This is a genomic window from Mycoplasma todarodis, assembly GCF_965212735.1.
Classification (GTDB): domain Bacteria; phylum Bacillota_I; class Bacilli_A; order Mycoplasmatales; family Metamycoplasmataceae; genus Mycoplasma_K; species Mycoplasma_K todarodis_A.
In genome coordinates this window covers 43,260-69,093 of record NZ_CBDBYJ010000002.1, presented here as the reverse complement: position 1 = coordinate 69,093, position 25,834 = coordinate 43,260, and the positions used below count along the sequence as shown (strand labels likewise).

The following is a 25,834-nucleotide window of genomic DNA, read 5'->3' as shown; positions in this document are numbered from 1 at the left end:
ACACATAAAGCTAAAAAGTGTATAAAAATAACCCTTTTAGGGCTAGTTTCCACCTATTTTGGCATCTTTTATGTAATATGGGTGTACTTGGAAAATATCTTCCTCTTGCTTAAATAAAGGAAGGTATGAGTTAGGGTTTTCAATTAATTCATCAAATGTTTGAATTGTTGATTCTTCAAAAGGAACTAAAGTTATTTCGCTTTGTAATTTACCATCTTTTACCTCTGCAAAATATGACTTTTTACTACGTGCATCAATATAAATTTTCTTAGTGTCTTTTGGTCCCGCTATAAGTTGGATAGAACTTGTTGTATGAAGGTTAGCTTTTGTTATTTGGCAAATAGATCTTGCAAATACCAACCCTGTTCTTGCGCCAGTGAATGAACCTGGTCCTAAAGTAATGTAAAAATCTGTTATTTCCCTTGTTTTTATATCACCCATAACTTCAAGAAATACTTCTGGAAGTGCATCGGCTTTTTTTACTAAATTTTCATGTAATTTATATCTTAGAGTTTTACCATTATCGATAAGTGCAACATATAAATCTTTATTTGATGTATCAATTATTATTTTCATAAAAATATTATACATTTAAATCCTGCAACGAAATACCTTTTGCAAAATACACTTTTTTTATATATTAAATTCAATATAATAATAAGTATAATTTAAATATAAAGTTATTTTAAAGGGGATGTAAAATGAAAAAGAAATTAAAAATAAGTGTGGGTATTTTAGCAATTTCAGCAGTACCTATTTTGAGTGTTGTATCTTGCGGAAAGAACACAAATAAAGAATTAAAAATAAGCGATGAAGAACAAATAAAATCAATTAAAAGAATTTCAACTTTATCAGAAAATCATAAAAATATAATTATGTTTTTTAATGATGAGGTTACAGGGGATACAGCATATGAAATGCTAAATAAAAGAAAAGACATCCAAGATAAATTGCAGGATTTCACAATATACAAAAATACAATCACAAATCAATTTACAAACTTTGGAATACCAGCTATGTTAGGGGGTTGAGATTTTACCTTAAAAAATCAAGACATTGGAACCTTTAAGGATAAAACTAATTGAGAATCTATACATTCTGCACATCAAAGAATGATGAATATGATGTCGAAAGCTGGATATTCACAACAATGACATTCTATGCAATACGCCACAAAAGATGTGAATGAAGCCGCGGCACACCCAGAAGATGTAAAACATTGATATCCAAACCAAAAGGATTTAAGTGTTACTTATCCTCAAATGATAAATAAATATTACAAAGATACCAATAAATACTCCTGAGTGGAGGAACACTTAAAATCTTCTCTTGAAATAAAAGAACACTTAGTGGTTAAAAAAACTAAAAAACCTATGTTCAAGTTTTTAGGTAATGAAGCTACACATTCTCATTTTGCTGGTGTAGATCCAAAAACAGGATTAGTCACAGATAAAGCTACATCCGATGAAGCAACGATAAGTGCCGTCAATTATGTTGGCGATTTCGCAAAGAAAGTGAAGAACATGAGTCAAAAAGCATGAGATAATACTATGGTTATTTTTGTTTCAGATCATGGATCAGCAAGAGAAAAAGATGGTTTAACAAAAAATAATTCAAAAGAAATGACTGATTTGAATAAAGAAGATTATATGAACAACCAATGACTATTTAATGATATGACTAATACCGTAGATGTTCACCTTTCTAGAATGAACCCTACGCTGATGATTAAACCTTTTAAGAATAACGGCGAAGCAAGCCACCCCTTACAATTCAATAATAAACTTTTACTTTCTAATTATGATGTTCCAGCAATAATTAAGAATGCAATACAAAAATACGATAAATCATTTGATTTTAATGTTGCAAATAAAAATGGCGCAGATTTTGTTTCTTACAGGGAAAAACCCTTAAAACAAACAACAGATAGAACAATTACTTTATACCCGGTGCAAGGAAGTCAATGACACCCTGAATATGACAAGAAAAACCATTCTCATTTAAAAGATCAAATTAGAGTAACTAATAATATTTACAAAAAAGAAAATTGAGAATATAGCGATTACAATCAAAACAATTGAATGAAGATGTTTTAAAAAAATGGCGCAAAGCCATTTTTTAATTATTTATATATCAATTCACTTGATTGGTTGTATTGTATGATATCAGGTTTAAATCCAAATAGGTTTGTGTTCTTAAGTTCATATATACCGGTTTTTGTACCAATGATTGTACCTGCATCTGAAGTAGCTAAGAAACCACCTTTTACATATGATAAGTCAGGAGAAAAATCAGGTTTGATACATACTTCTTCGAAGTTTTCTCCATCCAATTCCATAAGTCCAGTACTTGCTGTACCAACATACACAATACCCGGGACATCTAATGTTGGAACTACATATCCAACGAAACCATCTGTTAAGTCAATTTTTTTATTAATTGTTTTTAATTCCAATGGTTTATCAGAATCAGAAATTGTTGTCTTAACCAACCCTTTCTTTCTACCCATATATAAATCAATCTTACCGTTTAGTTTCCCATTTTCTCATTGAGGAACTTGAGAAATAAACTGATAACTTCCTTCTGAGATTTTAGTTTTCTTTAATCCATAATTAGATTGTATGTCGGGTTCAATTCAGAACAATCCATTATCAGTTCCAAGTAGTAAACGATCTTCCAATGCTTGGTCCGGTATTATTAATGCTGTTTTTACAGTGTGACCAACAGATAAGATTGGGTTTGAACTAATTGATCCAGGTTTATTTGGATCGAATGTGTAGAAACCACCCTTCTTATAAATAGCAAAAGTTTCACCTTTACCTTTTTGATTGAATCTTATCATTGCAGATCCTCTAAAATCTCCATCAAGAACCTTTTCAACTTTTCTTTTTGTTTCCATGAATAATCCGTTTTTAGTTCCTGCAAAAAGAGTTGTTTTATCTGGTCATTGATACATGAAGCCACCAGTAAAATCTCCAGCCACATCTCATTCTGGACGATGAATTAATTTACCAGTTACTTTATCAAAAGTATTCAATCCATCTTTATTACCAATAGTTCTTGTTCAAAGTGAAATATCACTTGTATGCTTACCATTAACAATTGGTTTAAATTCAAAGACTAATGAGTTTTCTCATTCATTCTTATCAGCTGTTGCAACTAGTTTCTTCATAGGAATGTATTGACTTAATTTCTTTTTAAGTTCATCAATTCTTTTTTCTTTTTTAGCAATTTCATTCTCTTTAGCTTTGGCATCAGCTTCTAATTGTTGTTTTTCTTTTTCTAGATTATCAATTTCATTTTGTAATTGTTCAGCAGTTGAATCATTAACCTTTTTAGAATCTAAAGCATATCAAATACCAGTAGAAGTTCCTGCTGCAACTCCCACAACCAATGCTCCAACACCTATCATTGTTCAAGTTTTATTAAGTTTCTTCATATTCTCACCTTATAACCCTCTCTATTAAATTATACTCCTATGACTTAGGATATTCAATTCTAAGGGTTAAGATGTGATTAAAAAACAACCTAATCAGTTGTTTTATTTTATCTCGTAAATATGTTCATTTTTTTCATTCATTGATGCAGCTACCATTATTGAATCATCAAAGTCTTCATCTAGATTCTTAGATCATTCTATAAAAACAAATTTATCTTCAAAATAATCCTCATATTCTTCTAACGTTCCAGATATCTTGTAAGCATCTATATGAATGAATTTTTCGTACACTTTCATAATATTAAACGTCGGGGAAGTTACTACACTTTTTTCTCCCAAGGCTTCAGCCATAAACTTAATAAGAGTTGTTTTACCAGCACCCATTTGTCCATTGAATAAAATAAACTTTGTTTTTGTTTCTTTCATTTTTTCAACTAAGTTATAAGCAATAGTTTTTGTTTCTTGTAATGATGTTGATATATGTTTCATGTAAGAATTATAAAGAAAAACAATTTAATATTTAAAAAATAAAGGTTTGAAATGATTCTTCATCTTTATGCGAAACTATATCATTTTTGTAAATGCATTATTGTAGAAGTTTTTGAAGTTTTGTTGGACATATTCAGTAATTCTTTGAGCTATCCACCTCATCTTTTCTTCATCCATAAAAGGTGAATCTAAAAAATCATTTATACTACCGTGAGACCCTCTATTTAATAAGAAATGAATATATTCACTGTTATGGTTTTTGAAAATATCTTCAATAATTTGTTTCTCACTCAGAAGAATTTTCAAGTATTCCAAGAATATTCTTAAAGAATTCGGGAAATTGGCCGGGATTTCTTTTTTGTATTTATCCTTTGCTATTTTGTCGATTATTTCAAAGTGAAAAACGGGAATTGCATTTCTTGTACAATTAAAACTCTTTAAATAAGATTTTGTTCGTCTTTTCGCTATAGTTAAAGTTTGTATTTTATTTTTTTCTTCCGCAGAAATTCAACCATTTTTCAATAAATTATTAATAAAAGTTCAACGATTTGATAAAACAATTAGATTAACCTCTTTCTGGTGCGATGAATTATTATTAATAATATTTTCTATCCTTGGCAATAAATGAGATCATAATAATGCTTTTTCTTCATCAAAAGAATCGACAGGATCATCAAAAATAAATGTTATTTGTTTATGTTTTGAAGTTTTTGCTTCAGATATCTTTTTGATAAAATCAAATACTTTTTGTTCTGATTTACTCAACATAATAATTCTCTTATTATTAGCTTTCAAAACCAATGATCCAGAATCGTTGTATTTATATTTTTCACCTAAATCAAAAGCCGCCAATATATCTTTTGATAATTCTTCGTTTTGTTGTCTATTTTCAATCATTTCTTTATATTTCAATTTAAGCCTGCGTGTTTTTAATTCAACCCATTCTTCATCATATACTCTTTCAAAAAATATTTTTTCACTTATTTCATCACTAATGAATTCATGCCAATAAAAAGTATTTTCTCTAGATATCTCATTTTTTTTATTTCTTTTACCGTATTCTTCAGTTCCCATAGCATTTGCAATGAGCAAGAATAAAAATAAAACTCTTATCGTCTTTATTTCTTTATCCGCTAATTCTTCAGATATTTTTTTGCTTTTTATAAACATTGTTGAAAAGGTACTACATTTAAGATCTATAATTAAATTTTCTAATTTTCTAATATTCCATTTTTTGATTTTATTAATAGTTTGAAATCAGTTTTTATTACGGAAGCCGAGATCAAATCATAAACTAGTTAAAAAATCCCTATATTTTTCTTTCAATATTTTTTCCTCAATATTTATTTTATATTTTTTTAATATATCAATAATCACAAGCAAATTATTTGTTTTATTTTCATGAATGGATTTTATAAGTTCTGGTATTTTTTCAATTAGGAATTTTGAGTATTTCAATAAATTCAGTTTTACCCTCATTTTACTCATATCCGGTAAAGAAATAATTGAATGTTCAGTGTAATCCTTTTCATACATAAAATAAAATTTACCCAAATTACTTTTTTGAATTATATTGCCCGTTTTATCAAAACGCACATATCCGTTTTTACTCAAAAAAACTTTTTCCTCCATAGAACCATCATTAAGTTTCGCAATAAATTTTGATTTTGGCATATCTTCAATATATACTTTTTCTTCCACCTCGTGTTCCCCTAAAACTCTCTCTAATAATTTAGCTAAAGTTGTTTTACCCATACCATTTCTCCCATAAATATAGGTGAATTTTTTAAATTCTATTTTTTGCTTTGAATATAATTCATTATTTAATATTTCTATTTCCATCATTTCTCCTTTTTCTGCTTAAATAAACTTCATACTTTTAAATTTATAATTTATAAATTATAAAGAAAAAAACAACCTTTAATCGGTTGTTTATCAATCTTGTTTTATAGTTGGAACGATTTTATCAAATTCCTCTAAAGTCATACTTTTATATTTCTTAATAGAAATCTTAAGTGTAACAACCAATAATAAAATAGTACTTATTTGTAACCCTATAACAGTTCAGATAAGAATGTGTGGGGATGTGTATGTGTAAGCTAATGCAGATGATGCAATAATACCAATCATAAACATTCCAATTAATACAGTATGGAATCATTTAGGTCTCAAGTATCTTGTGTCTCTGTTGAAACTTTTGAATGAGTATAAAACAAGTTTTGAAGTTGTTCAGTGGATTGCATTACCAACAGCTAGAAGTAAGATGGCTGGTCTTGCATGTTTCTGAATAATTAACGATAATCCAGCTGATATGAATAACATTGAGAAGAAGTGAAGTAGCATTACGAATGTATAGATTCACATTGACTTATATGATTTCTTCAAGTGGTTGTAATTTAATAAATCAAAATATAATCAGAACATTAGGAATATTTGGAATATTGATCCTAATAAAAATACAAATGAATTCGCACTATGAGATTTTTCTCCAGCAAATGATGAAATAACTTGTATAAGCATTTCTCCAAGGAAAGCTATATAAAGAATTGAGTATCTTTCTTTTAATAAGTGACGACTAATAGTTGGGAAGTGACACATATATTTTTTAGTAAATGAATACATGTCAGCAACCATTTGAACAACGAACTCGGAAGCCCACATAGCAACAAAGAATTCTGTTCATTTTGCATCACCCAATGAACTTGGACCTTCTGAAATTATTGGAACTATTATTTTTATCATTATTAATATGAATGCAACAACTCTTGCTAGACCTTTAATCATTAAGTGTCAATAGAAGAATTTATCTTCTTTATTAAAGTGTGCTGCAGATAGTAATGTATAAGCTACTACAACCATCAACACTGCGTATGAGATTGTATTTAAGTAAATTGTATAAGAGTCATTATGAGAGTTGTGCACATAACCCGCTGTAGCCATTAATGACATCGGCAACATACAAGAAATTATTACTAGTCTATGTCTTAAATCATGAACCTCGAACTTAATACTGTACATTGTTATAGTACGTCAAATTAGTAATACCGAAAGCGTTTGAAGAACAACAAATGAAATCGAATGTCATGAATATTCATGTGCTTGGAATTCAGTTATTAACTTATGCCCAATACCACCTATTAAGGCAACAACAACAATATCAAAGAACAGTTCCAGTAAAGAAGCTGGACGCTGTTGTTTAATTAGTTTTGGCTTATTTCAAAAGCTTGATGCGTTTCCTAAAATCATGTATATATTTTAACACATGGAAAAGCAAAATAAAAAAGAAGGTTATTTAAACCTTGCTCTTAAAAAGTTAATATTCTTACCTGATTCAGATCATTTCTTTTCATAACCAGTCATCACATTACCTTCAATTCATTTTGAATTATGGAAGTCTCTTGTTACTGCTAGAATTTCCATTCCATATTCTTGCATTGATTCAAGTGAATACAGGAATAATTTATCATTATCAGTCTTCATGTTAATCACTCCATCTTCTGAAAGAATATTCTTATAGTGATCTAAGAATGATTTGTATGTTAATCTCCTCTTTTCGTGTCTTGCTTTTGGTCAAGGATCTGAAAAAGTTAATCAAATAGTTTCCACTGTTCCTTCAATTAATTCTGGAAGATCTTTTATATCTTTATCAATGATTGAGAAGTTATTTAATTCTAATTTCTCAGCTCTCTTCATTGCTTTGTGAGCTACTGTTGCAAATTTTTCAATTCCAACGTAGTATTTATCAGGGTTTTGTGCCGCTAATTCAGTAATCATTTCTCCTTTTCCCATTCCTAATTCTATGATTACATTTTTGTTTACTTTAAACGGATATTCTTTTACTGTATATTTTGAAGCATCAAGTTCTACTTGTGCGTTTGGGTTGTTTCTTAATCTCATAAAAGATATTTTACACTATTAACAACACAAAGAAACATACCCCCATACTTAAAGACTTAGTCTTTTATATGTGATTTATACTCTTATTTCCCAATAAATAAAATATTAAATGATATAATTTTTAAGAAAAAAGGAGGCTGATTGATATGAAAAAATCGAAGAAATCGAAGAAATCAAAACTAAACCTCCTTGTATACATTCCCGTCGGGCTTCTTGCAGCCTCTTCAATTGGTTTTGGTTCTTACTTCATCTACAAAGCCATTCATAAAGATTCTGGTAATTTTGAAGGTTATGTAGAACTCGGAACTCCAAAAACAATTTGATATAACTCGGGTGTCCTTAATGACGATAATGCAGCTGACCCTAGTTGAGATTTCCAAATAAAAGTTTACCCTTATCAAAATGGTAAATACTGACTTGATGATAATGGGATTAAAGAGTTGAGAGAATCAATTCATAAAAAACTTTATCACGGACAAGAGATAACTACTCTAGATGGTATGGTGTTTGGTGATGTTAATATGATTGGTAAAGATAGTAACGGTCTTTACTTCCCTCTTACTAAAGAAACTTTCTACAATATTAGTATTTGAGAAAATCATCCAGAACTAACAAACAAAGAAAAGATTGATGGAATTATTTCTACGGTTACACATGAATATGGACACCATATAGCTAACATGTACCTCACTACTTCTTATTCTAACCAAGCATGAGATGGTGATGATGGTAATGTTCCCGAAGCACAAAAAGCTGATGGGTCATGAGATTTAACAAACTGAAACTCTGAATTTACAGAGAAGTTCTATAGAACATTGCACTATGATGATAAAACACTTTTATTTGGTAAGGGTGGTTTATTAGAAAATGATCCTGATGTTCCAAGAGAAGGTTCTATCCACCAAGGTTGAATAGATGAATATAAAGCAACTTCAATTGCATCTAGCGTGAGTTTAAATCACTTATTCTGAAACGCAAACTCTAATAACCCCGATAACAAAATACACTACAATGAAAAACATCAAGTATTTGGTTTACCTGGTTACAAAAATGATTTTGCTGGTAATGGTGCTGGTAATAGAGGTTATGTTGACTATAGATACTCACTTGATGAAATAGTTACTAGACAACTAGGACAATTAATGCATGTTTATGATTATGAACCTGGATACTTAAATGATTCTAATGCTTTTAGAAATATGCTTAAACGAAATAGCGGTATGACAATACATCAAGATTCTTTCGTGCTTGACGCAACCGCTTCTGCAAAGATTCGTTTCGATAGTTATCATGATAGATTTGAAAGTAAAGCATTCTATAGAGATTCAATATTCTCAAATACAAAAAAAGCCGAAGATATATACGATGCTTTCCGTGAATCAATGGGTTATCACAAAATGATAAGTAATATTTATGGGATGAATAAAACTCATGCCTTCGTTGATAAAGAGACTGGTGATAAATACGCTAATTATGATGATGGTGGTTTAGATCAACATAAATTTAAGATAACTGGTTGAACCCCTAAAGGTGTTAAAGGTCTTTATTATGGTTATGTAGATAATAATGGTAAAATTGACCCAAGTGATTTAGATACTGAACTTATGAAGTTTGATTCCGATGAGAAGCGTAAAAAACTTTGAAGTTTCGATAGAAAAGATTCAGTATTTGCACAAAGTACAATAGATTCAAATCCTTTCTCAAAAAAAGGAGAAGAATGATTACCATTCTCTACTAACAAATATCTAGAATCAAGAGGTGGATTATATGATCCTAACTTAGAATTTAGATGATGAGAAGATAAAAATAATAATGGTAGTGTTGATGATGGTGAGATGAAGACAACAAGTGAAATCATCAATAAACATTCAAGCGTAAGAAACAGTGATGTTATTAATAGGGTTCTTCCTATTTCAACATTTAGACAAACTTGAAATGAAGGGGATATCTTCCCTCGTATCCGTTATCTAACAGATATTGAAAAGGGTCGTAAAAAACTAGTTATTAGACTATACTAGAATTTGAATAGGAGAAATTATGAAAAAAATACCTTTACTAGGTGAAATTGTTAATGTGCAAGCATTTAAACACGATGGAAGATTATATAGACAATGAAATGGATTAAAAGTTATTGAAGCTTCTCCATTTGTAACTGTGTTATTTGCTTTTAAAACAAAAGTAGCTGAAGATAATGGTCAACGTTGAATTATTCGTGAACCAATGTTATGATTCTTTTCACAAGATGATTTCTTCAATACGAATGTTTTATTAAGAGAATCAGGTTCTTACTTCTACACAAACCTTTCTAGTCCATTCCACTTTGAAGATGGAACTATCAAATACATTGATTACGATTTAGATGTAAAAATGTATCCAAATAAAAAGACTAGAGTTGTTGATAAAGAAGAATATGAAAGACATAAAATTAAAATGAATTATCCTCAAGAACTAATTAATAAGATTGATTCAACAATTAAGAATGTTCTAAGAGATATAAAACAAAGAGATGGTATCTTTAATTATGATGTTATCAATACTTATGTTGAACAACTTAAAGAACAAAAGATGTTAAAAACTGGTCTAAAAATTAATAAAGATAAAAAAGCGTACTAAGCGCTTTTTTTATATTAAAAAAGAGTTCAATATTAGAACTCAATTCCTTTTTTGGCTTTTACACCTTCGTTGTAATAATGTTTCTCAGGTTCAAAGTGAGTGATCAATCCAGCAACTTCAAATAAGTCTTTTAATACATAGTGTCCAGATATTAATATATCCGCATTATTGTTAAAAGGCTTTTGTAATGCAAGAATTAACTCATCTTCCGTTGCTAACCCTGTTTCAATAAGGTCTAATCCTTCATCAATAAGGATTAAGTCCGCTTTAGAGGCTGCTATTGCATTTAAACCATTAATGACTATACGTCTTGTTTCTTGTTTCTCTGAGGGGGTCATTTCCATCACAAACTTACTTGTATGATGGAAATACTTAATCTTAATACCTAACTTCTCTAATTGTTCATCTTCTCCTGTTGGTCTTCCTTTAAGGAATCTAATGTATTCGACTGTTTTACCTGCTGAAAGTCCTCTTAAAGCAGTTCCATTTAATGTTGAGGTTTTACCTCTCCCAAATCCGTAGTATATATGTATCATTTGTTAAATTATAAATCATTTAAAAATGTTTTATTGTTAGAAAAAAATACAACACTAGGTTGTATTTAAATAATTATTTTTCTTCTTTGTCTTTAGTTGTGTCTTTTTTAGCAACTTCTTTTTTAGGAGCAGCTTTTTTAGTTGTTGTAGATTTTTTAGCAGGTGCTTTTTTAGCTGGTGTAGCTTTTGCAACTTCTTTTTTCTCTACAACTTCTTCTTTTTCTTCAGCTTCTTTTTTAGGAGCAGCTTTTTTAGCTTTTGAAGGTTTAACTTCTGCGATTAAATCTTTAAGTGATTTTTTCTCAGTTTTTTTCTTTTCAACAACATCAACTTTTTCAGGAAGTTTTCCATGTTCAACAATGTACTCAATTTCTTCAGCAACGATTGTTTCTTTTTCTAATAACGCACTTGCGATTGCTTTTAGAAGATCCATGTTTTCATTAATTGTTTTTTCAGCGATAGCTTGTGCTTCCGCAATGATTCTTCTAACCTCTTGGTCAATTTCATGTCCAACAGCATCAGAGAAATCTTTATTTTTCATGTAGTCTCTACCTAAGAATGGAGAACCACCATCAGCTTCATATTGAATTGGTCCAAGCTCTGACATACCTCATTGAGTGACCATTGCTCTTGCTATTCTTGTAGCTTTTTCAATATCGTTAGATGCACCATTTGTAATTGCATCTTCACCATACATAATCTTTTCAGCAGCACGTCCACCCATAAATGAAGCGATTTGTGCAAGAAGATCTGATTTCTTGTTGTAGTATGATTCTTTTTCTGGAGTCATTAAGTTATAACCACCAGCTTGTCCACGAGGGATAATAGTAATTTTTTGAACTTTTTGTCCACCTGGAACTTTAATACCAATAACGGCATGTCCAGCTTCATGGTGAGCAACCATAGTTAAGTCTTCTTTTGAAATAACTCTTGATTTCTTAGCAGGTCCTGCCATAACTCTATCGATAGCTTCATCGATTTGGTCTGCAGTAATAACACCTGAGTTTTCACGAACAGCTAATAATGCTGCTTCATTAATAACAGATTCTAATTGCGCACCTGAATAACCTGGTGTACGTTTAGCAACTTGTTTAAAGTTAACTGCTTTATCAATTCTTTTACCTTTAGCATGTACTTCAAGGATTGCAGCACGTTCTCTAACATCAGGAAGTCCAACAGTAACAGTTCTATCGAAACGTCCAGGTCTTTGAAGAGCTGGGTCTAATACGTCAGGACGGTTAGTTGCAGCAAGAACTAATAGTCCATTGTTATCTGCCATACCATCCATTTCAACTAGAAGTTGGTTAAGTGTTTGTTCACGTTCATCGTTTCCACCACCCATACCAGCACCACGAGATCTACCCACAGCATCTAGTTCATCAATAAATATAATACATGGAGCATTCTTACGAGCTTCACGGAACATTTCACGAACACGCTTAGCACCAACCCCTACAAACATCTCTACGAAGTTTGAAGCTGATATGAAGTAGAATGGAACTCCCGCTTCACCAGCTGTAGCTTTAGCAAGTAATGTCTTACCTGTACCTGGAGGACCACCTAGTAGGATACCTTTAGGAATTTTTGCACCCGCTGATTTATATTTAGCAGGATTTTTTAGGTAGTCAACGACTTCCATAACTTCTTCTTTAACTTCTTCGTTACCAGCAATATCAGAGAATTTTTTATCTGAAATCATTTTTCTGGCTTTGTTGTTTCCAACTGAGAATGGAGAGTTACCTCCGCCTCCGCCTTGTTTTTTAGCCATTCAGATAAAGAATCCGATGAATAATAACATTGGTAGGAATGAAAGCATTAGACTTGGTCAAATACTTGGAGCTTTGTAAAGTGTTCCTTTAAATCCACCATCTGCAAAATAATCTTTTGAACCAGACATAAATGCATCATGATTCCCTACTAGTTTATTAGTAGTATCTCCAATGATTGTTCTTGATAAATCATATATTTGAGCTGATGACGGTGCATATACTCAATATGAAATATCTTTATTACCATCGTGTTCAACTACATAAATCTTTTTATAGTTTTCATCGATTTTAATTTCTTTAAAGTATTTATTATCTTTAGTATCTGCTTTTGCAGCATTATACCTCTGATTGAAATCACTGTAACTCTTAGATGCAGCTTTATTGAATCATATATATCAAATTAATGCTCCTAGACCAGCCATAACTAATAGCAAGATTATGAAACCGACTCAATTAAACTTCTTTTTGTTTTTTACTTCTTGTGCCATTTTTAAATGTCCTCCCTTGAACCTCTCTTAAAATAAAAGATAATTAAATTATACCTTTTTTACATATAAATACAATATGAATACTTTGTCACATTGCAATATTTTTATATATTTCAAGTATTTGAATTATAACAAAATAAACGAATAAAAATAGCACTCTTGGTTTATGAGTGCTATTTTTTAGTAATGATTGATATGTGTTTGTTTTCTTTTTTAATATATTGATTTGCTGAAATCTTATATTCTGCCTTACCATTCTTAGATTGTATAAAGGCTATTATTGAAGTTAACTTATCTGCAGTGATGTTGATATTAGTTCCAAATTCGTGTAAGAATTCAAATAATATTTCATTTGGATAATGCAGTATTTCAAATCTTTCAATTGAAAAATCTGACTTTCTTCACAACTTATAATAACTCATAACTTTCAAGTGTTTTTTAACCAAGATTCTATTAGACATCTTGAATCATGAAAGTCTTTGGTTTTTAGCTTTTAAACTTAGTTCAGCTAATTCTAAACGTTTCTTGTTTCTTGTATAAATTGGTTTACTGTTTGAAGAATCAATCGCGTAAGGAATATTATAAATTTCACAAAGTGATAGCATATCATCTTTTCAATATTTATCAATGTATGGTCTAGTAATGTTCATACCTTTTAAGAATGATTTCTTTTTAATTCCAAAGTATCTTGGTTCTCTACCTGATTCTTGTTGCATTAATGCTGTTTCAAGGAAATCATCTTTATGGTGAGCCACCAATAATTCATTACAAGAAAATTCATCATAAACTTCTTTAAAAAAGTCATACCTAACATCTCTTGCTCATGATTGGAAATTTGATTCTGGTTTTTCATTAAGAGTCAAAATCTTTAGGGGTATATTAAATTGTTCGCAGAAGTTCTCAACTATACTTTGATCATTAATTGAATCTGGTCTTGCATTGTAATTAACGTGTGCAACAACTATTTTTTTCTTCCTATGTTTGTAAAGCATAAGCATTGAATCTGGTCCACCTGATACTGCTAATAATTTCATATTAAACCTGCTTACCTTTTACGTTATATCTATTCATAACTTTATTAATGTCATTTGTCATAAAGAACTTGGCTGCTTTAGCTGCATGTTCAATTACTTTATCAACATGAGTTCTTTCTTCTTTGGAGAAATTACCAAGAACATGTTTAACTGTATCTTGACCTCTACCAATACCTATTTTAATTCTTGCAAATTTTTGAGTGCCCATGTTAGCTATGATACTTTTAACACCATTTTGTCCACCTGCTGAACCAGTTGTTTTGATTGATACTTTTCCCACGCCGTGATCCATGTCATCATAAATAATCAATACATCTTCTGGTTGTATTTTGTAGAAGTGCATCATTGCTTGAACAGCATCACCTGAAAGATTCATAAATGTTTGAGGTTTAGCAATTAAAACATCACCCACTTTATTAAAGTGTGCATTAAATTTTTCTTTATTAAGATCCACACCTAAGATATCTGCAAGTTTATCAACTGCATCAAATCCAACGTTGTGTCTTGTATTTTCATATTGTTTACCTGGATTACCAAGTCCTACTATTAATTTCATAATCAAATTATAGATTAAAATAATGAAAACTTTTGCATTAAACCAATAAAATTGAAATATTTTTTCACAAAGAAAATGACTGTTAAAATCAATAATTTTTTAAACAAAAAAATAACTATTCAAGAGACAACATTCAACCCATCAATTTCATAAAAACCACACAATTAAAGACTTTTATGTTTTTTACAATTAAAATACCTAATTATTTATTAATAAAAATTTCCTCTTTATTCTTTATATATGATGTTAAATTTATGCTCTTATTTTAAGAATTAGTTAAATCACAATACTACTTTTCAATTCGTTGGAGGAGTATAATTTATATAGTGATAGGAGGAAAAGATATCGAAGGGGAACATAAAATATACGCATAAAGAAAACTGAATATCGATGAAAAAACATTCTTAATAAAGGAGAGATATGAAAAAACTATTATCAACATTAGGTGTGGTTGCAACAGTTGCAACACCATTAGCTACAGTAGTGGCTTGTGGAACCGAGGAAACAGAGAAAAAAGTCACAACTAATGAAGTGCTAAAAAACATCAATACTGAATTAAATGAATTAGCACATGTATCAGGGGATTCTAACGGGGAACTTGCATATGATGATTTTTATGATCTTATAATTTCACCATTTGAAAACGGAAACGCTGCCAGCAATAATGTTATTTCCGCATTAATTTCTGAAACAGATGACAGAATCGAACAAATTATCGATAACATAAAGAATCAATCAGTGCCAGCCGGCCAAGCTGCAACAAACACATTCATAGGAAACCAAATACAAGCATACTTTGATGAGCTAGAAACATTATCAACTCAAATCTCATCAGGGTATGTTGGCCACCATGACATCAATTATTACAAAACACTAATTGATGAACGTGTAGAAAAAGTTGTTTTTGATTCAAACACAGATGCGATGAATACTAAAATTGCAGATGCCAAAACACAAATAGATGAAGTAACTAACTTCTTAACAAATGATTTAAACGGTCTTAAGACAGATGTTGAAACACACATTGCATCTATACATGCAAGCATCATAGAACATAAGGCTGATAACCAAAAAGATTTAGAGGACCTTAACACTAAACTTGTTTCTCAATTAAATGACATAGCAAGTTTAACTCAATCTGAAAGAGATGCTATTAAAGAACAATTAGGAAGTCAATTAGCTTTAATAACAACTCTTCAAAATATGGCGGATCAAACATACCAAGATTTAATTATTTCCAATGCAAATACAAATGCATCAATTGACGCCATAATGGAAAAAGCAAATTCAATGGAATTGGAACTTTCTCATTTAAATAATTACTTGATTGATTACGATACATACATTACAAGTGTAATAGATGGATTATCAAGTGAAGTTGCACAAGGTAATTTAGCAGCTTGAGAAGGAATTCAAAGTAACTATTCAGATATATTTATGAATCAATTACATATCCATGATAATAAAACTGAAATTGAAAATATCAACACAAACTTAACTAATCTAGAAAGTAGAATTCAAGAGAATAAACAAAACATTGAAGATTTAGATGATAAACTTCTAAATGCTGAAGCAGACTTAAAATTATCAGCGGACCAATTGGATCAAAAAATAGACACAAACATGCGTCTAACTGAAGATAACATTAAAATCATTTTAGATAGAATGACTGACCATGAAAATGCAATTAATACTATAGAAAATGCAATTGCTGATAATCATAGTTTAGCTACTGAAAATCAAAATTTACTTTCAACAGTTCAAGATTCAATTGCAAACATTTTCCATTACATTGAACAACTAACAGAATTAGCTAATGATAACCAAGCAAAAACTTGAAACATTGAATCAGAAGTTCAAGCTTTAAGAAATGATGTCGAAGATCTTTCAAGTGATATCATATTCTCAACAAACTTTCACAATGATGCCAACCATGATTTATTTACTCAAAGATGATACATCGATGACATTAAATCATATAGTTCAATTAGATTTATTTATGAATTAGAAAATGATAGTTTCTCTACATCTGCTTTTGATGTAGCACTAATACCTGGAGACTCAGGAGTAAGGGTATACAATCATGATGGTACTATTTTCCAAGCTCATGAATATTCAATGAAAGCAATTGTCGATTTAGATAATAACTTTGTACAACTAACAAGTCCAAGAACATCAACACTTGGAATCAGAGGATACCAACCAGAACCTCTAGGCGCAAGAATACTATCAGTTATCGCAAACAAACTTTCTTAATCTTTTTTAAAAGCGCACACCAATACGGAGTGCACTTTTTTTATATTATCTTTATAAGAAAAACACTAGCGAATGCCAGTGTTTGAATAATGAAAACTATATAAACTTAGCTTCATTTAATATTATTTTTGATTAGTACATATATAGAACTGTTGTTCCGAAGTAAACCATTGCTAATACAAACATTATTAATAATGGAATGTTTAACCGTTTTCAATAATTAGTTTTAGTTTCAACACCAGTTTTACCCTTAATATCCGAGGTGATTATTTCTCCCTCATCTCCAACGGTGAACATTGGTTTGCCTCTTTTGATGTCAATGTATTGTCTTAAACCAGCAATTGAATTTAATATAACAAATACAATGATACCTGCGGCCATACCAGCAGAAATTGAATAAGTAAGCATAGTAATTAATATAGTTAAGAATAACGCAGGAACGTCAATCATCTCTTTTCAGTTGAACTCTTTAAGTTGCATCATCATTAGCGATCCAACAAGTATAAGAACTGGGGCAGTAATTGGTTTAAGTGTTGGCGTTGTAACTGCTCCCGCATGAGTAAACTCATTTGTAACCGGCATTAACGGACTCATAATTGGTCAAAGTGCCATTGAAGCTAAGAATAAGAATGCAGTAACCACTGATGCAAATCCTGTTCTAGCACCGGCAGCAGTACCTGTTGTTGATTCAACAAATGAAGTAACTGTTGAAGCACCAACTGAAGCACCGAAAACAGTTCCGGTAGCATCGGCTATGTTAGCTTTAGTCATTCATTTATCCCCTTCTCTTTCATTGATACCTGAAGCTTCACCAATAACAAATAGTGTACCTGTTGTATCAAAGAAGTCAGTATATAGGAATACGAATATCGCTATATATGAAAGTGGGTTTTTAAACATTGAACCTAGATGTGTTCAACCTTTACCAGCTATCTTAGAAAATCCTCCGAATTCTTCTGAGTAACTTTTCATTTTGAAAGCACTAGAAAATCCTTTTACACCTGCACCATATAGGATGGCCATTAAAACAATACCTAAAATCATTGAAATAATGATTCCGGCTTTAACTTTCATGAAGTGTAAGATAAACATTAAGAAAATTACAACAATAGCAACTATAACTACTGGATTTGCAAAGTCCCCCAGTTTTACAGAAGTCGCCGAGATAACAGAGTGACTACCATCCTTAGCAGTCATCATACTTGCGTCTGATTGGATAATACCCGCATCTTGTAATCCCATGAATGCTAGGAAGAATCCTATACCTGCACCTATTGCTATTTTTAAGTTTTTAGGAACAGCTTTCGAAATATATTTCCTTGCTGGTGTAATAGCAATTATGAAATATAGTCAACCTGATACAAGAACTGTAGCCATTGCATCATAAGGATCAATACCTAAAACGATACATACAGTAAATACAAAGAATGCATTAATCCCCATACCTGGAGCGAGTGATAAAGGAACATTGGCTAAAAGTCCCATAATCATCGTAGCAACAAAAGAAGAAATAACTGTAGCTAAGAATACACCACCCATTGGCATTGAACCTGGGTATTTGTAGTTCAAGGTATCCATCATTCCTGGCTGAACAGCTAAAATATAAGCCATTGCAAGGAAAGTGATTAATCCACCAAGCATCTCTTTCTTGAATGTTGTCTGTCTATCTGAAAACTTGAAGTATCTAGCGATAAAATTACCATCTGGATTCTTAGTCTTCATTTTAGAAGTTTTATTCATTTTTATTTTCCTTTCAAGTAGCGGAACATTTGTTATTTTCGCACATTAAAATTATAAATCTTAAATCAATAGATTTTTGCATAGAAAAATACAAAGCTGCCGCATTTTAGTGGTTAACTTTGTATTACCGAGAATCTGGTATTAGTGGCATTTACGCTGCCTTGTAGAGACATCCGAGCATATTACGGATATAAATACACAGTTAACATAGACTATTATAAAGAAAAAATCTCCAATATGTCATAAAATTACAAATTTGCATTTTTTGACTAATAGTATATAATACTAACACCAAAAGAATTAATCTCTTAATATGGAAGAGAGTCTCTACGGCGAACCATTAATTTGCCACATTCCTTTTTATGTATTTTCTTTTGGTAGAAAGGAAGTACCTTATGTACACAATGAAATATTGAAAAGAGCTTTTTAAAAAGCAAACAATACTAGAATGAATCATGGTTGGAACCTTCTTATTTGGGATGGTTTTCTTCTCTATATTCGATATAGATAAGGGGCTTGTAGCCTCACGTAACTGAACAAGTGGAAATCCATATGCAATCATCGGACAAATTCTTGTTCTATTAGCATCATTCACTTCTGCTCTAGTAGTTATGAATAGAATGCACAGAATGAAACAGGAGTTACCTTTCCTATTAGTTGGAGCCTTACTTACAGGTATGGGTCTATTAATGATTGGTTACTCAGGATGAAACACAGGTTTCACAAGTTCAATGGGTCCAGGAGTTGTTCAAATCTTTGTATTTGGAATGTCAGCACTTTCTGGATTATCAAAATTTAAAGACCACGAAGAAGATATTATTCCAGCTAAAAAGAAAGTATTATCAATTGAATTAGTAATAGCTATTACAGTTGCACTACTTACAATCTTCCCTTACTACATGATCTTCGATAAGCTAAGTGCCAAAGGAGATGGACAAAGACAACACCAAATTGACTGAGTTCAATGATTAGGAATTTTAGGTTTCTCATTCTCATCAGCAGCTATTGTTGTTATGGTTCTATTTAGATGAACATGAACATTTGTTTTCTGAACTATTGCCAATGTTATATTCGTAGTATATTACATCCTGATGAAAGTGGTTCAAGATGTTCCATTACTATCATTAGCAGCAATCTCAGGTCTATTCACAGTTATTGATTTCTATATATTAATCAGATGAATTAAAGATCAAAAAGCTCAATAAAAAAAATCAAGCAAGTGCTTGTTTTTTATTTTGCTTTATAACTTAATTACCGAATTAAACATCTTTGTTTGTTTTGGAGTTAAGTGATGTGATATCAGTAAAACTGTAATATCCTCTTGAAGTATCTTTTGAAGAATAGAATTGGCATTCTCTTTATCTAAGTTTCCAAAGCATTCATCCAATACAACTATTGGTTTTTTATTAACTCAAATTCTCGCTAAGTTAACTCTTTGCTGTTGTCCTGTTGATAATTCATCTTTTGAAATCACACTATTTTTATTTTTAATGAAATCTAAATTAAACATTTCTTTCAATTCTTTAAAGTTAACTTTTTTACCACCGAAAAGTAACATATTATTTTTGAAAGTATCCCTAATCACTAAGTTGTGATTATTTGCATAAGCAATATTGTTTAGATATTCTTCTTCACTTAATGAATCAATATTCTTTCCATCAATTTTTATAGAACCGCTTTTGGCATTGATTTGTTTTAACATTAATTTTAATAACGTACTTTTACCAGTTCCACTCTTACCAACGATAGCAATCTTTTGACCTTTTTTGATATTAAAACCAACATTCTTCAATACTTCTTTTTCGCCATAATTAAAGTTGATGTTCTCAACCTTAATATCTTTAGCGAAGGCAAATGCATCTTGTTGTGTTTTTTCTTGTTCTTCTCAAATGTAATCTGAGTTCTCTCTAAGTGGCTTTGTTCGTCTAATTGATATGATTGGTTCTATCATCTTATTTAGTGCTATTTGGAGTGAGCTTTCCGCAATTAACACACCAATAAATATAGAAACCATTGTGTAATCCACCTTGAATACAAATATAGCCATAACTAATAAGATTCCAGATGAAATTACAATGGATATAAATTCATTAATAAATTCAAATCATTTATGAGTTTTTGCATATGATATATTTGCATTTTGAATATTTAAATTTGAGTTATCTATTCTCTTTTCAAATGCCTCTGTTTTATTATTTCAAAATAATGTTTCAGCACCATTTGTTAAATCATTTAATTCAGTACTATATCTCTTTCTCATCTCAGCTTGCGCTTGTGTTTTTTTCTTTAATTTTTTATCAAAAATAATTAAGAACACTCTTGCAATTACACAAACAGCCACTAAACTTAAACCAAGATATACATTTAATAATGCAATCGATAAGAAGGTTGCTACAAGAGTTGAAATAGATCAAATAATTAATCTAAATCCACCGAAGTAATCTCTTGATATTTGATCTAGAGTGTTAGTTAGATTATCTCAATGAACACCTTTTCCACCTTTTGAAAATTCAGTTATATTTTTCGAATAAATATTCTTACTATAATCAATTCTTAATAAGGTGATAATCTTATTTCTAAATATTTCCGCAACAATCATTTGAACAACTACTGCAATAACTAACGCCACACAAATAACGGAAATTATAATTAATCATTTATTTAATAATTCCTCATTCTTCTCAATTGCATAATGAGTAATTTTTGCAAATACATAAGGAAGAATACCTTGCAAGGCTGCAGCTATCATTGTTGTAAATGCTGTGACAAACGTTGTAAAAGGCATTTTCTTCAATATTCTTAAGTTAATTCTAGAAGGTAATTTTTGAGTCATAGATCACCTCCTCTTTTGCATTTAAGTGGTGCGTAATACTTATCACTCCACCTTTATATTGTTTAGAGATATAGTTGAATATATTCTTTCTTGATTCTTTATCTACATTTGAAAATCCTTCATCCGCAATAACTCATTGTGGATTCCTCAACATAACACGCAAGAAATTAATCTTTTGCTTTTGACCTTCAGAGATTGAATTAATATCAATAACTTTGTTTAATTCCAATTCATTAAAATTAATAGCTTTTAAAAGCTTTTCAACTTTTTTCTGTTCAATTGTATTATCGAAAACGGTGATATTTTCAAATAAAGTTGCTTTAAATACATATGGAGTTGAATTTAAAATACCAATATTATCAGTAAAACTTTTTATTGAAATTTCTTTAGCATCAATTCCATTAAGTTTTATACTTCCATCGTAATTCTTTTGTTTACCTAAAATTGAATTAATTAAAGTACTTTTACCTGAACCTGAATCCCCAACGATTACATATCTTTTTCCTTGTTCAAATTGTTGATTAAACCTCTTCTTAAATAATTTTTTATCTTCAAATTTCATATTGTAATCCTTAACAATAATTGATTCAATGTTGTTGATATATTTGTGTTCTTTTTCTTGCTCGATAGTCGGAACAAAATAATGGAATAATTTTACATCTCTCGCCATATCTTTAACTCCGTCTAGAAGCATAAACATTTCATTAGTAAACATACCAGTTAAGAAACCAACAGCTGCCAATGCTGAAACTGCCATCATTCCTTTAACAACAAGCAATGCAGCAATACCAAGAACACCAACTTGAATTACCATCATCATAAATAAAGAAGGTATTTGATATGAGATATTCTTAATATAGAATTTAATATATTTCTTTTCAATTCATCCAAATCTTTTGCTCAAGAATGAAACGATTTTATTCGTTGAATTATTTAGGTAGAACACAGAATGAGCATCTATATTTGTTGAAACATCATTATTGAATTGATTCAATTGTCCAACATATTCATTTTGTGCTTTTGAAACTGGCGATGAAGTAATTGATCCTAAGAATATTGCCATTAAAGATAATACAATTGCAATAAGGCCAATAATTCATGAGATATAAACCAGGAATGCTAATGCAAGTGCTACTTGAGTAAAGTACATAAGGTTTTTATACTTAGATTTAATATATCCATCTACATATTTATCAACGTTATCAATTGTTATAGATTTAAAAGTACCTGGCTCTTTACTTATTTTCTTTTGACCCGCTTCTGATGAATAAGATCTAAAGATAAATTTACGCATTTTAGTTTTTAAAATTTCACACTCTTTATCCAAGAAATATCTAGAAGAATAATTAACTATTGCTCAAGAAAGTAAAATTGCCACCTCTATTAAGAATCACATTATGAACTTCTTATAATCTTGATCAATTAATGATTGGAATATGATGGTTGTTAAGAAAGTTTGAGTTACAGATGTGATTGCAACAAATAAGAATGCAATAAACAATACACATGATTTGAATGTGCTTATTTTAGGTAAATCATCTTTAACTTTCTTATATTTAATTTTGTCTTGTTTGATTTGAGCTTTCTCTTCAAGACTTATTTTGGCTTTTTGCTTCATTCGAACCTCTCAAAAAGTATTGGTATTTCCAATACGCTAAAAAAATTATCTCATATAACTAATGACTTATTTGTTATATATTCCTAACTAAAAAAAGGCTTTGATAACTTATTTTTAAAGGTTTGATTGATTGTATCCATCAGTTGAATTAAAGAATAAAAAAACTCCAACCTTAGCTAGAGTTTTTTACTATATAACCATCGTCTTATTAACTTTATAAGTAAATGGCTTGACTATGTTCTGAGTAAGAAGTAACTTTTTCACCAAATGCTTTGATTGCTTTGGCTGCATTATCAGCTTCATCTTTTGTAGTGGCATTATCAATAGTTGATAAATCTACATCCGCTTTACCTTCTTTATCAGCTTTAAGACCCATAAATAATTCTTTAAGTTTATCTTTATATTCATCTAAACTTACAAGTGATATTTCAATTTTGATTGAAAGTACTTTACCTGGTTGAGGTGCTCCGTAAGTTTTATTTGCTAATGTCTCTGCGGCTGTTTTAGCTTCTGTGTGACTTGCAGCATTTTTAATTGTATCTAACTCCACAGAAGTAAACTTAGTTCCATTCGCATCACTGAATTTTTTATCAAATAATTTAATTAGTGCATCTTTATAATCTTGTTCAGTTTGACCTGTTTTATTTAAATCAGGAACTGTAATTGTTTCTTTTACACCAAGTGTCTCAGCATTACCTGGGGTTGTAGCTGTTGCAAGTGTTGCTGGTGAGGCAACGAACTTACCAAGATTAATATCTACTCCATCAACAGTCAATACTGTTTCTTCTTCTTGAGCAGCTTTAACATAAGTTTTGTCAAAGATGTTTCCATCGGTAAATAATGCTTTAGCAGCTACTATTTGAGCAATTAGTGTTTCTGCAGCACCATCAACATTTTGAACATTTGTTCCATCAAAGGCTGATGTGTTTTTGTTATCACTAGTATATTTTTGAAGAACTGCCAAGATACCAGCTTCATCAGTTGCTTGTTCTATTTCATTATCAACAGTTGCTTTAGTAACTGCTTGAGCAAGTTTTTCTGTAATTTCTGCATTACCCGGAGTCTTAACTGTTGATGTTGGTGCATTAACAAATGAACCTAAATCAATTGTTTCTCCATCGATACTTACGATTGTATTAACTTCATTTTTAGGTGCTTTGTAGTCTTTTTTATAAATTCCGCCTCCAAATAAAGCTTTTGCAGCAATTTGTTTTGCTGAAAGATCTGCCGCTCCAGTTACTGTTGTTTCAACAAGTGGAGTTTTATTTGTATCATCACTAGTATAATCTCCAAGAATCGCTAAGATACCAGCTTCATCAGTTGCTTGATCTATTTTTGTTTCGAAGTCCCCTTGTGTTTCTGGTGTTGCTTTAGTTTCAGCTTCGGCAGCACTACCTGCAGTTTCAACTTTTAACGTTGTGTTAGCGGTATATTTATTCAATGTGTGGTCTTTACTATCAATTGTTACCACTGTTTTTACTTCTTGAACAGCTTTAACATAAGTTTTATCAAAGATATTTCCATCGGTAAACATTGTCTTGGCTGTATCTTTTTGAACTGTTAGTTTTACCACTGCTTCTTTAATAGCTGTTATTGTTGTTTCACTAAACATTTGTGTGTTTTTGTTATCACTAGTATATTTATTAAGAATTGCCAAAATAGCAGCTTTATTTTGTGCAGCATCAAGTTCCCCATCTACAACACTTTTAGCAACAGCTTGTGCTAATTTTTCAGTTACCGCAGCTTTACCTGGTGTTTTAGTTGTTACATTTAAATTTGAAGAGAATTTCCCTAAATCTTTTTGAACACCATCTACAGTAACGATTGTATTAGCTTCTGCTGTGTAAGCTCCAAATACATTATTGGCAAGTGTTTCAGCAGCAGCTTTTGCAGCTGCAGCATCTTGAGCATTAGTAATATTTGAAAAGTCAGAATCAACAAAACTAGTCCCTTTGTTGTCTTTGAATTTCCCTGTAAATAATCCTTTTAATCTAGTTTTGTATTCCGAAAGTGATTCAATTGTTCCATTAAAATCTGGTATTTGAATTGTTTCTTTTACTCCGGGTGTAGTTTTACCATATGCAACAATTTTCTTAGCTGCAGCAAGAGCGGCAGCACCGGTTGTGGCATTTTTGATTTCATCAAATGCATTTTGAGCAAATGCAGTTTCTTTATCATCTGCAAAAGTACCGTCGAATAATTTTATTAAAGCCGTTTTATATGCTTCTATTTTAGTAAAGTGTTCTTTATTAAGAGTTTCTATTTTATCGTTTAAGTTCACTTCAACTAATGAGTCCACCTTTTTGGTATCTTCATCTTTTCCACATGAAATAACCGTTACAATCGGTGTTGCAATGGCAGCTATACCTGCAAGCGATCCAATAGTTATTTTTTTAACATCTTTTTTTGTCATATGCTTCATCTCCTTTAAAATCTTTGCTTGTACACCTTTTGAATTCACAACTGGTATATACAAGTATCTTAATTATACTCCCGTTAGTATGGGTGTGACCCTTTTATTATTTAAAATAATGAGTTATACCTGTAAATAACAATAATTTAGAGA

Annotated in this window: 19 protein-coding genes and 1 riboswitch; of the genes, 5 read left to right on the top strand and 14 right to left on the bottom strand. The window is 30.6% G+C overall.

Annotation, left to right across the window (positions count from 1 at the left end; genetic code table 4):
* Nucleotides 1-42: 42 nt before the first annotated feature.
* Nucleotides 43-576, bottom strand: a complete 534-nt coding sequence (tsaB, locus tag ACOMC1_RS01655) for a tRNA (adenosine(37)-N6)-threonylcarbamoyltransferase complex dimerization subunit type 1 TsaB (RefSeq protein ID WP_420330912.1) — start codon at nucleotides 574-576, stop codon at nucleotides 43-45.
* 125 nt (nucleotides 577-701) lie between these two features.
* On the opposite strand from tsaB, the gene ACOMC1_RS01650 reads away from it, so the two are divergent.
* Nucleotides 702-2,096: a sulfatase-like hydrolase/transferase gene (locus tag ACOMC1_RS01650; protein WP_420330911.1), complete on the top strand. Its 1,395-nt coding sequence runs from the start codon at nucleotides 702-704 to the stop codon at nucleotides 2,094-2,096.
* Nucleotides 2,097-2,122: 26 nt separating this feature from the next.
* Here the strand turns inward: ACOMC1_RS01650 and ACOMC1_RS01645 are convergent, their stop codons facing one another.
* From ACOMC1_RS01645 to trmB, 5 genes are all read right to left on the bottom strand, one after another.
* Nucleotides 2,123-3,439, bottom strand: a complete 1,317-nt coding sequence (locus ACOMC1_RS01645) for a hypothetical protein (protein ID WP_420330910.1) — start codon at nucleotides 3,437-3,439, stop codon at nucleotides 2,123-2,125.
* A 102-nt stretch (nucleotides 3,440-3,541) separates the two neighbouring features.
* Nucleotides 3,542-3,928: a tRNA (adenosine(37)-N6)-threonylcarbamoyltransferase complex ATPase subunit type 1 TsaE gene (gene tsaE, locus ACOMC1_RS01640; protein ID WP_420330909.1), complete on the bottom strand. Its 387-nt coding sequence runs from the start codon at nucleotides 3,926-3,928 to the stop codon at nucleotides 3,542-3,544.
* A gap of 75 nt (nucleotides 3,929-4,003) precedes the next feature.
* Nucleotides 4,004-5,773 carry a hypothetical protein gene (locus ACOMC1_RS01635; protein WP_420330908.1) on the bottom strand — a complete coding sequence of 590 codons (1,770 nt, stop codon included), beginning with the start codon at nucleotides 5,771-5,773 and terminating at the stop codon, nucleotides 4,004-4,006.
* A gap of 87 nt (nucleotides 5,774-5,860) precedes the next feature.
* Nucleotides 5,861-7,174 (bottom strand): low temperature requirement protein A, encoded by a 1,314-nt coding sequence (locus ACOMC1_RS01630; RefSeq protein WP_420330907.1) that lies wholly within the window; start codon nucleotides 7,172-7,174, stop codon nucleotides 5,861-5,863.
* A gap of 42 nt (nucleotides 7,175-7,216) precedes the next feature.
* Nucleotides 7,217-7,825 carry a tRNA (guanosine(46)-N7)-methyltransferase TrmB gene (trmB, locus tag ACOMC1_RS01625; protein ID WP_420330906.1) on the bottom strand — a complete coding sequence of 203 codons (609 nt, stop codon included), beginning with the start codon at nucleotides 7,823-7,825 and terminating at the stop codon, nucleotides 7,217-7,219.
* Between the two features lie 146 nt (nucleotides 7,826-7,971).
* Here trmB and ACOMC1_RS01620 point away from each other — a divergent pair, with 146 nt between their 5' ends.
* Both ACOMC1_RS01620 and ACOMC1_RS01615 read left to right on the top strand, forming a co-directional pair.
* Entirely contained in the window at nucleotides 7,972-9,843 is a 1,872-nt protein-coding gene (locus ACOMC1_RS01620) for an MYPU_1760 family metalloprotease (RefSeq protein WP_420330905.1), read from the top strand.
* Between the two features lie 19 nt (nucleotides 9,844-9,862).
* Nucleotides 9,863-10,438 carry a DUF402 domain-containing protein gene (locus tag ACOMC1_RS01615; RefSeq protein ID WP_420330904.1) on the top strand — a complete coding sequence of 192 codons (576 nt, stop codon included), beginning with the start codon at nucleotides 9,863-9,865 and terminating at the stop codon, nucleotides 10,436-10,438.
* Between the two features lie 32 nt (nucleotides 10,439-10,470).
* Here the strand turns inward: ACOMC1_RS01615 and ACOMC1_RS01610 are convergent, their stop codons facing one another.
* The 4 genes from ACOMC1_RS01610 to pth all read right to left on the bottom strand — a co-directional run bounded on the left by ACOMC1_RS01610 (nucleotide 10,471) and on the right by pth (nucleotide 14,821).
* Nucleotides 10,471-10,974, bottom strand: a complete 504-nt coding sequence (locus tag ACOMC1_RS01610) for a cob(I)yrinic acid a,c-diamide adenosyltransferase (protein ID WP_420330903.1) — start codon at nucleotides 10,972-10,974, stop codon at nucleotides 10,471-10,473.
* A gap of 73 nt (nucleotides 10,975-11,047) precedes the next feature.
* Entirely contained in the window at nucleotides 11,048-13,231 is a 2,184-nt protein-coding gene (gene ftsH / locus ACOMC1_RS01605) for an ATP-dependent zinc metalloprotease FtsH (RefSeq protein ID WP_420330902.1), read from the bottom strand.
* Between the two features lie 173 nt (nucleotides 13,232-13,404).
* Nucleotides 13,405-14,265, bottom strand: coding sequence for a tRNA lysidine(34) synthetase TilS (gene tilS / locus ACOMC1_RS01600; RefSeq protein ID WP_420330901.1), 861 nt, complete (start codon nucleotides 14,263-14,265; stop codon nucleotides 13,405-13,407).
* Between the two features lies 1 nt (nucleotide 14,266).
* Nucleotides 14,267-14,821: an aminoacyl-tRNA hydrolase gene (gene pth / locus ACOMC1_RS01595; RefSeq protein WP_420330900.1), complete on the bottom strand. Its 555-nt coding sequence runs from the start codon at nucleotides 14,819-14,821 to the stop codon at nucleotides 14,267-14,269.
* A 420-nt stretch (nucleotides 14,822-15,241) separates the two neighbouring features.
* Between pth and ACOMC1_RS01590 the strand changes: the two genes are divergently transcribed.
* The gene (locus ACOMC1_RS01590) at nucleotides 15,242-17,077 is read left to right on the top strand and encodes a Vmc-like lipoprotein signal peptide domain-containing protein (protein ID WP_420330899.1); all 1,836 of its coding nucleotides are present in this window, start codon (nucleotides 15,242-15,244) and stop codon (nucleotides 17,075-17,077) included.
* 132 nt (nucleotides 17,078-17,209) lie between these two features.
* Here the strand turns inward: ACOMC1_RS01590 and ACOMC1_RS01585 are convergent, their stop codons facing one another.
* Complete coding sequence (locus ACOMC1_RS01585; protein WP_420330898.1) at nucleotides 17,210-18,817, bottom strand: NCS2 family permease; 1,608 nt, start codon at nucleotides 18,815-18,817, stop codon at nucleotides 17,210-17,212.
* Between the two features lie 276 nt (nucleotides 18,818-19,093).
* Nucleotides 19,094-19,191, top strand: a riboswitch (purine riboswitch).
* 21 nt (nucleotides 19,192-19,212) lie between these two features.
* On the opposite strand from ACOMC1_RS01585, the gene ACOMC1_RS01580 reads away from it, so the two are divergent.
* Entirely contained in the window at nucleotides 19,213-20,022 is an 810-nt protein-coding gene (locus ACOMC1_RS01580) for a hypothetical protein (protein ID WP_420330897.1), read from the top strand.
* A 35-nt stretch (nucleotides 20,023-20,057) separates the two neighbouring features.
* On the opposite strand, the gene ACOMC1_RS01575 is transcribed toward ACOMC1_RS01580, so the two are convergent.
* The 3 genes from ACOMC1_RS01575 to ACOMC1_RS01565 form a co-directional block, all read right to left on the bottom strand.
* Nucleotides 20,058-21,650, bottom strand: coding sequence for an ATP-binding cassette domain-containing protein (locus ACOMC1_RS01575; RefSeq protein ID WP_420330896.1), 1,593 nt, complete (start codon nucleotides 21,648-21,650; stop codon nucleotides 20,058-20,060).
* On the bottom strand, nucleotides 21,628-23,268 hold the full coding sequence (locus ACOMC1_RS01570; RefSeq protein ID WP_420330895.1) for an ATP-binding cassette domain-containing protein: 1,641 nt from the start codon (nucleotides 23,266-23,268) through the stop codon (nucleotides 21,628-21,630). Before ACOMC1_RS01570 ends, ACOMC1_RS01575 begins: the two co-directional genes overlap by 23 nt.
* Nucleotides 23,269-23,482: 214 nt before the next feature.
* Nucleotides 23,483-25,681 (bottom strand): hypothetical protein, encoded by a 2,199-nt coding sequence (locus ACOMC1_RS01565; protein WP_420330894.1) that lies wholly within the window; start codon nucleotides 25,679-25,681, stop codon nucleotides 23,483-23,485.
* Nucleotides 25,682-25,834 lie beyond the last annotated feature (153 nt).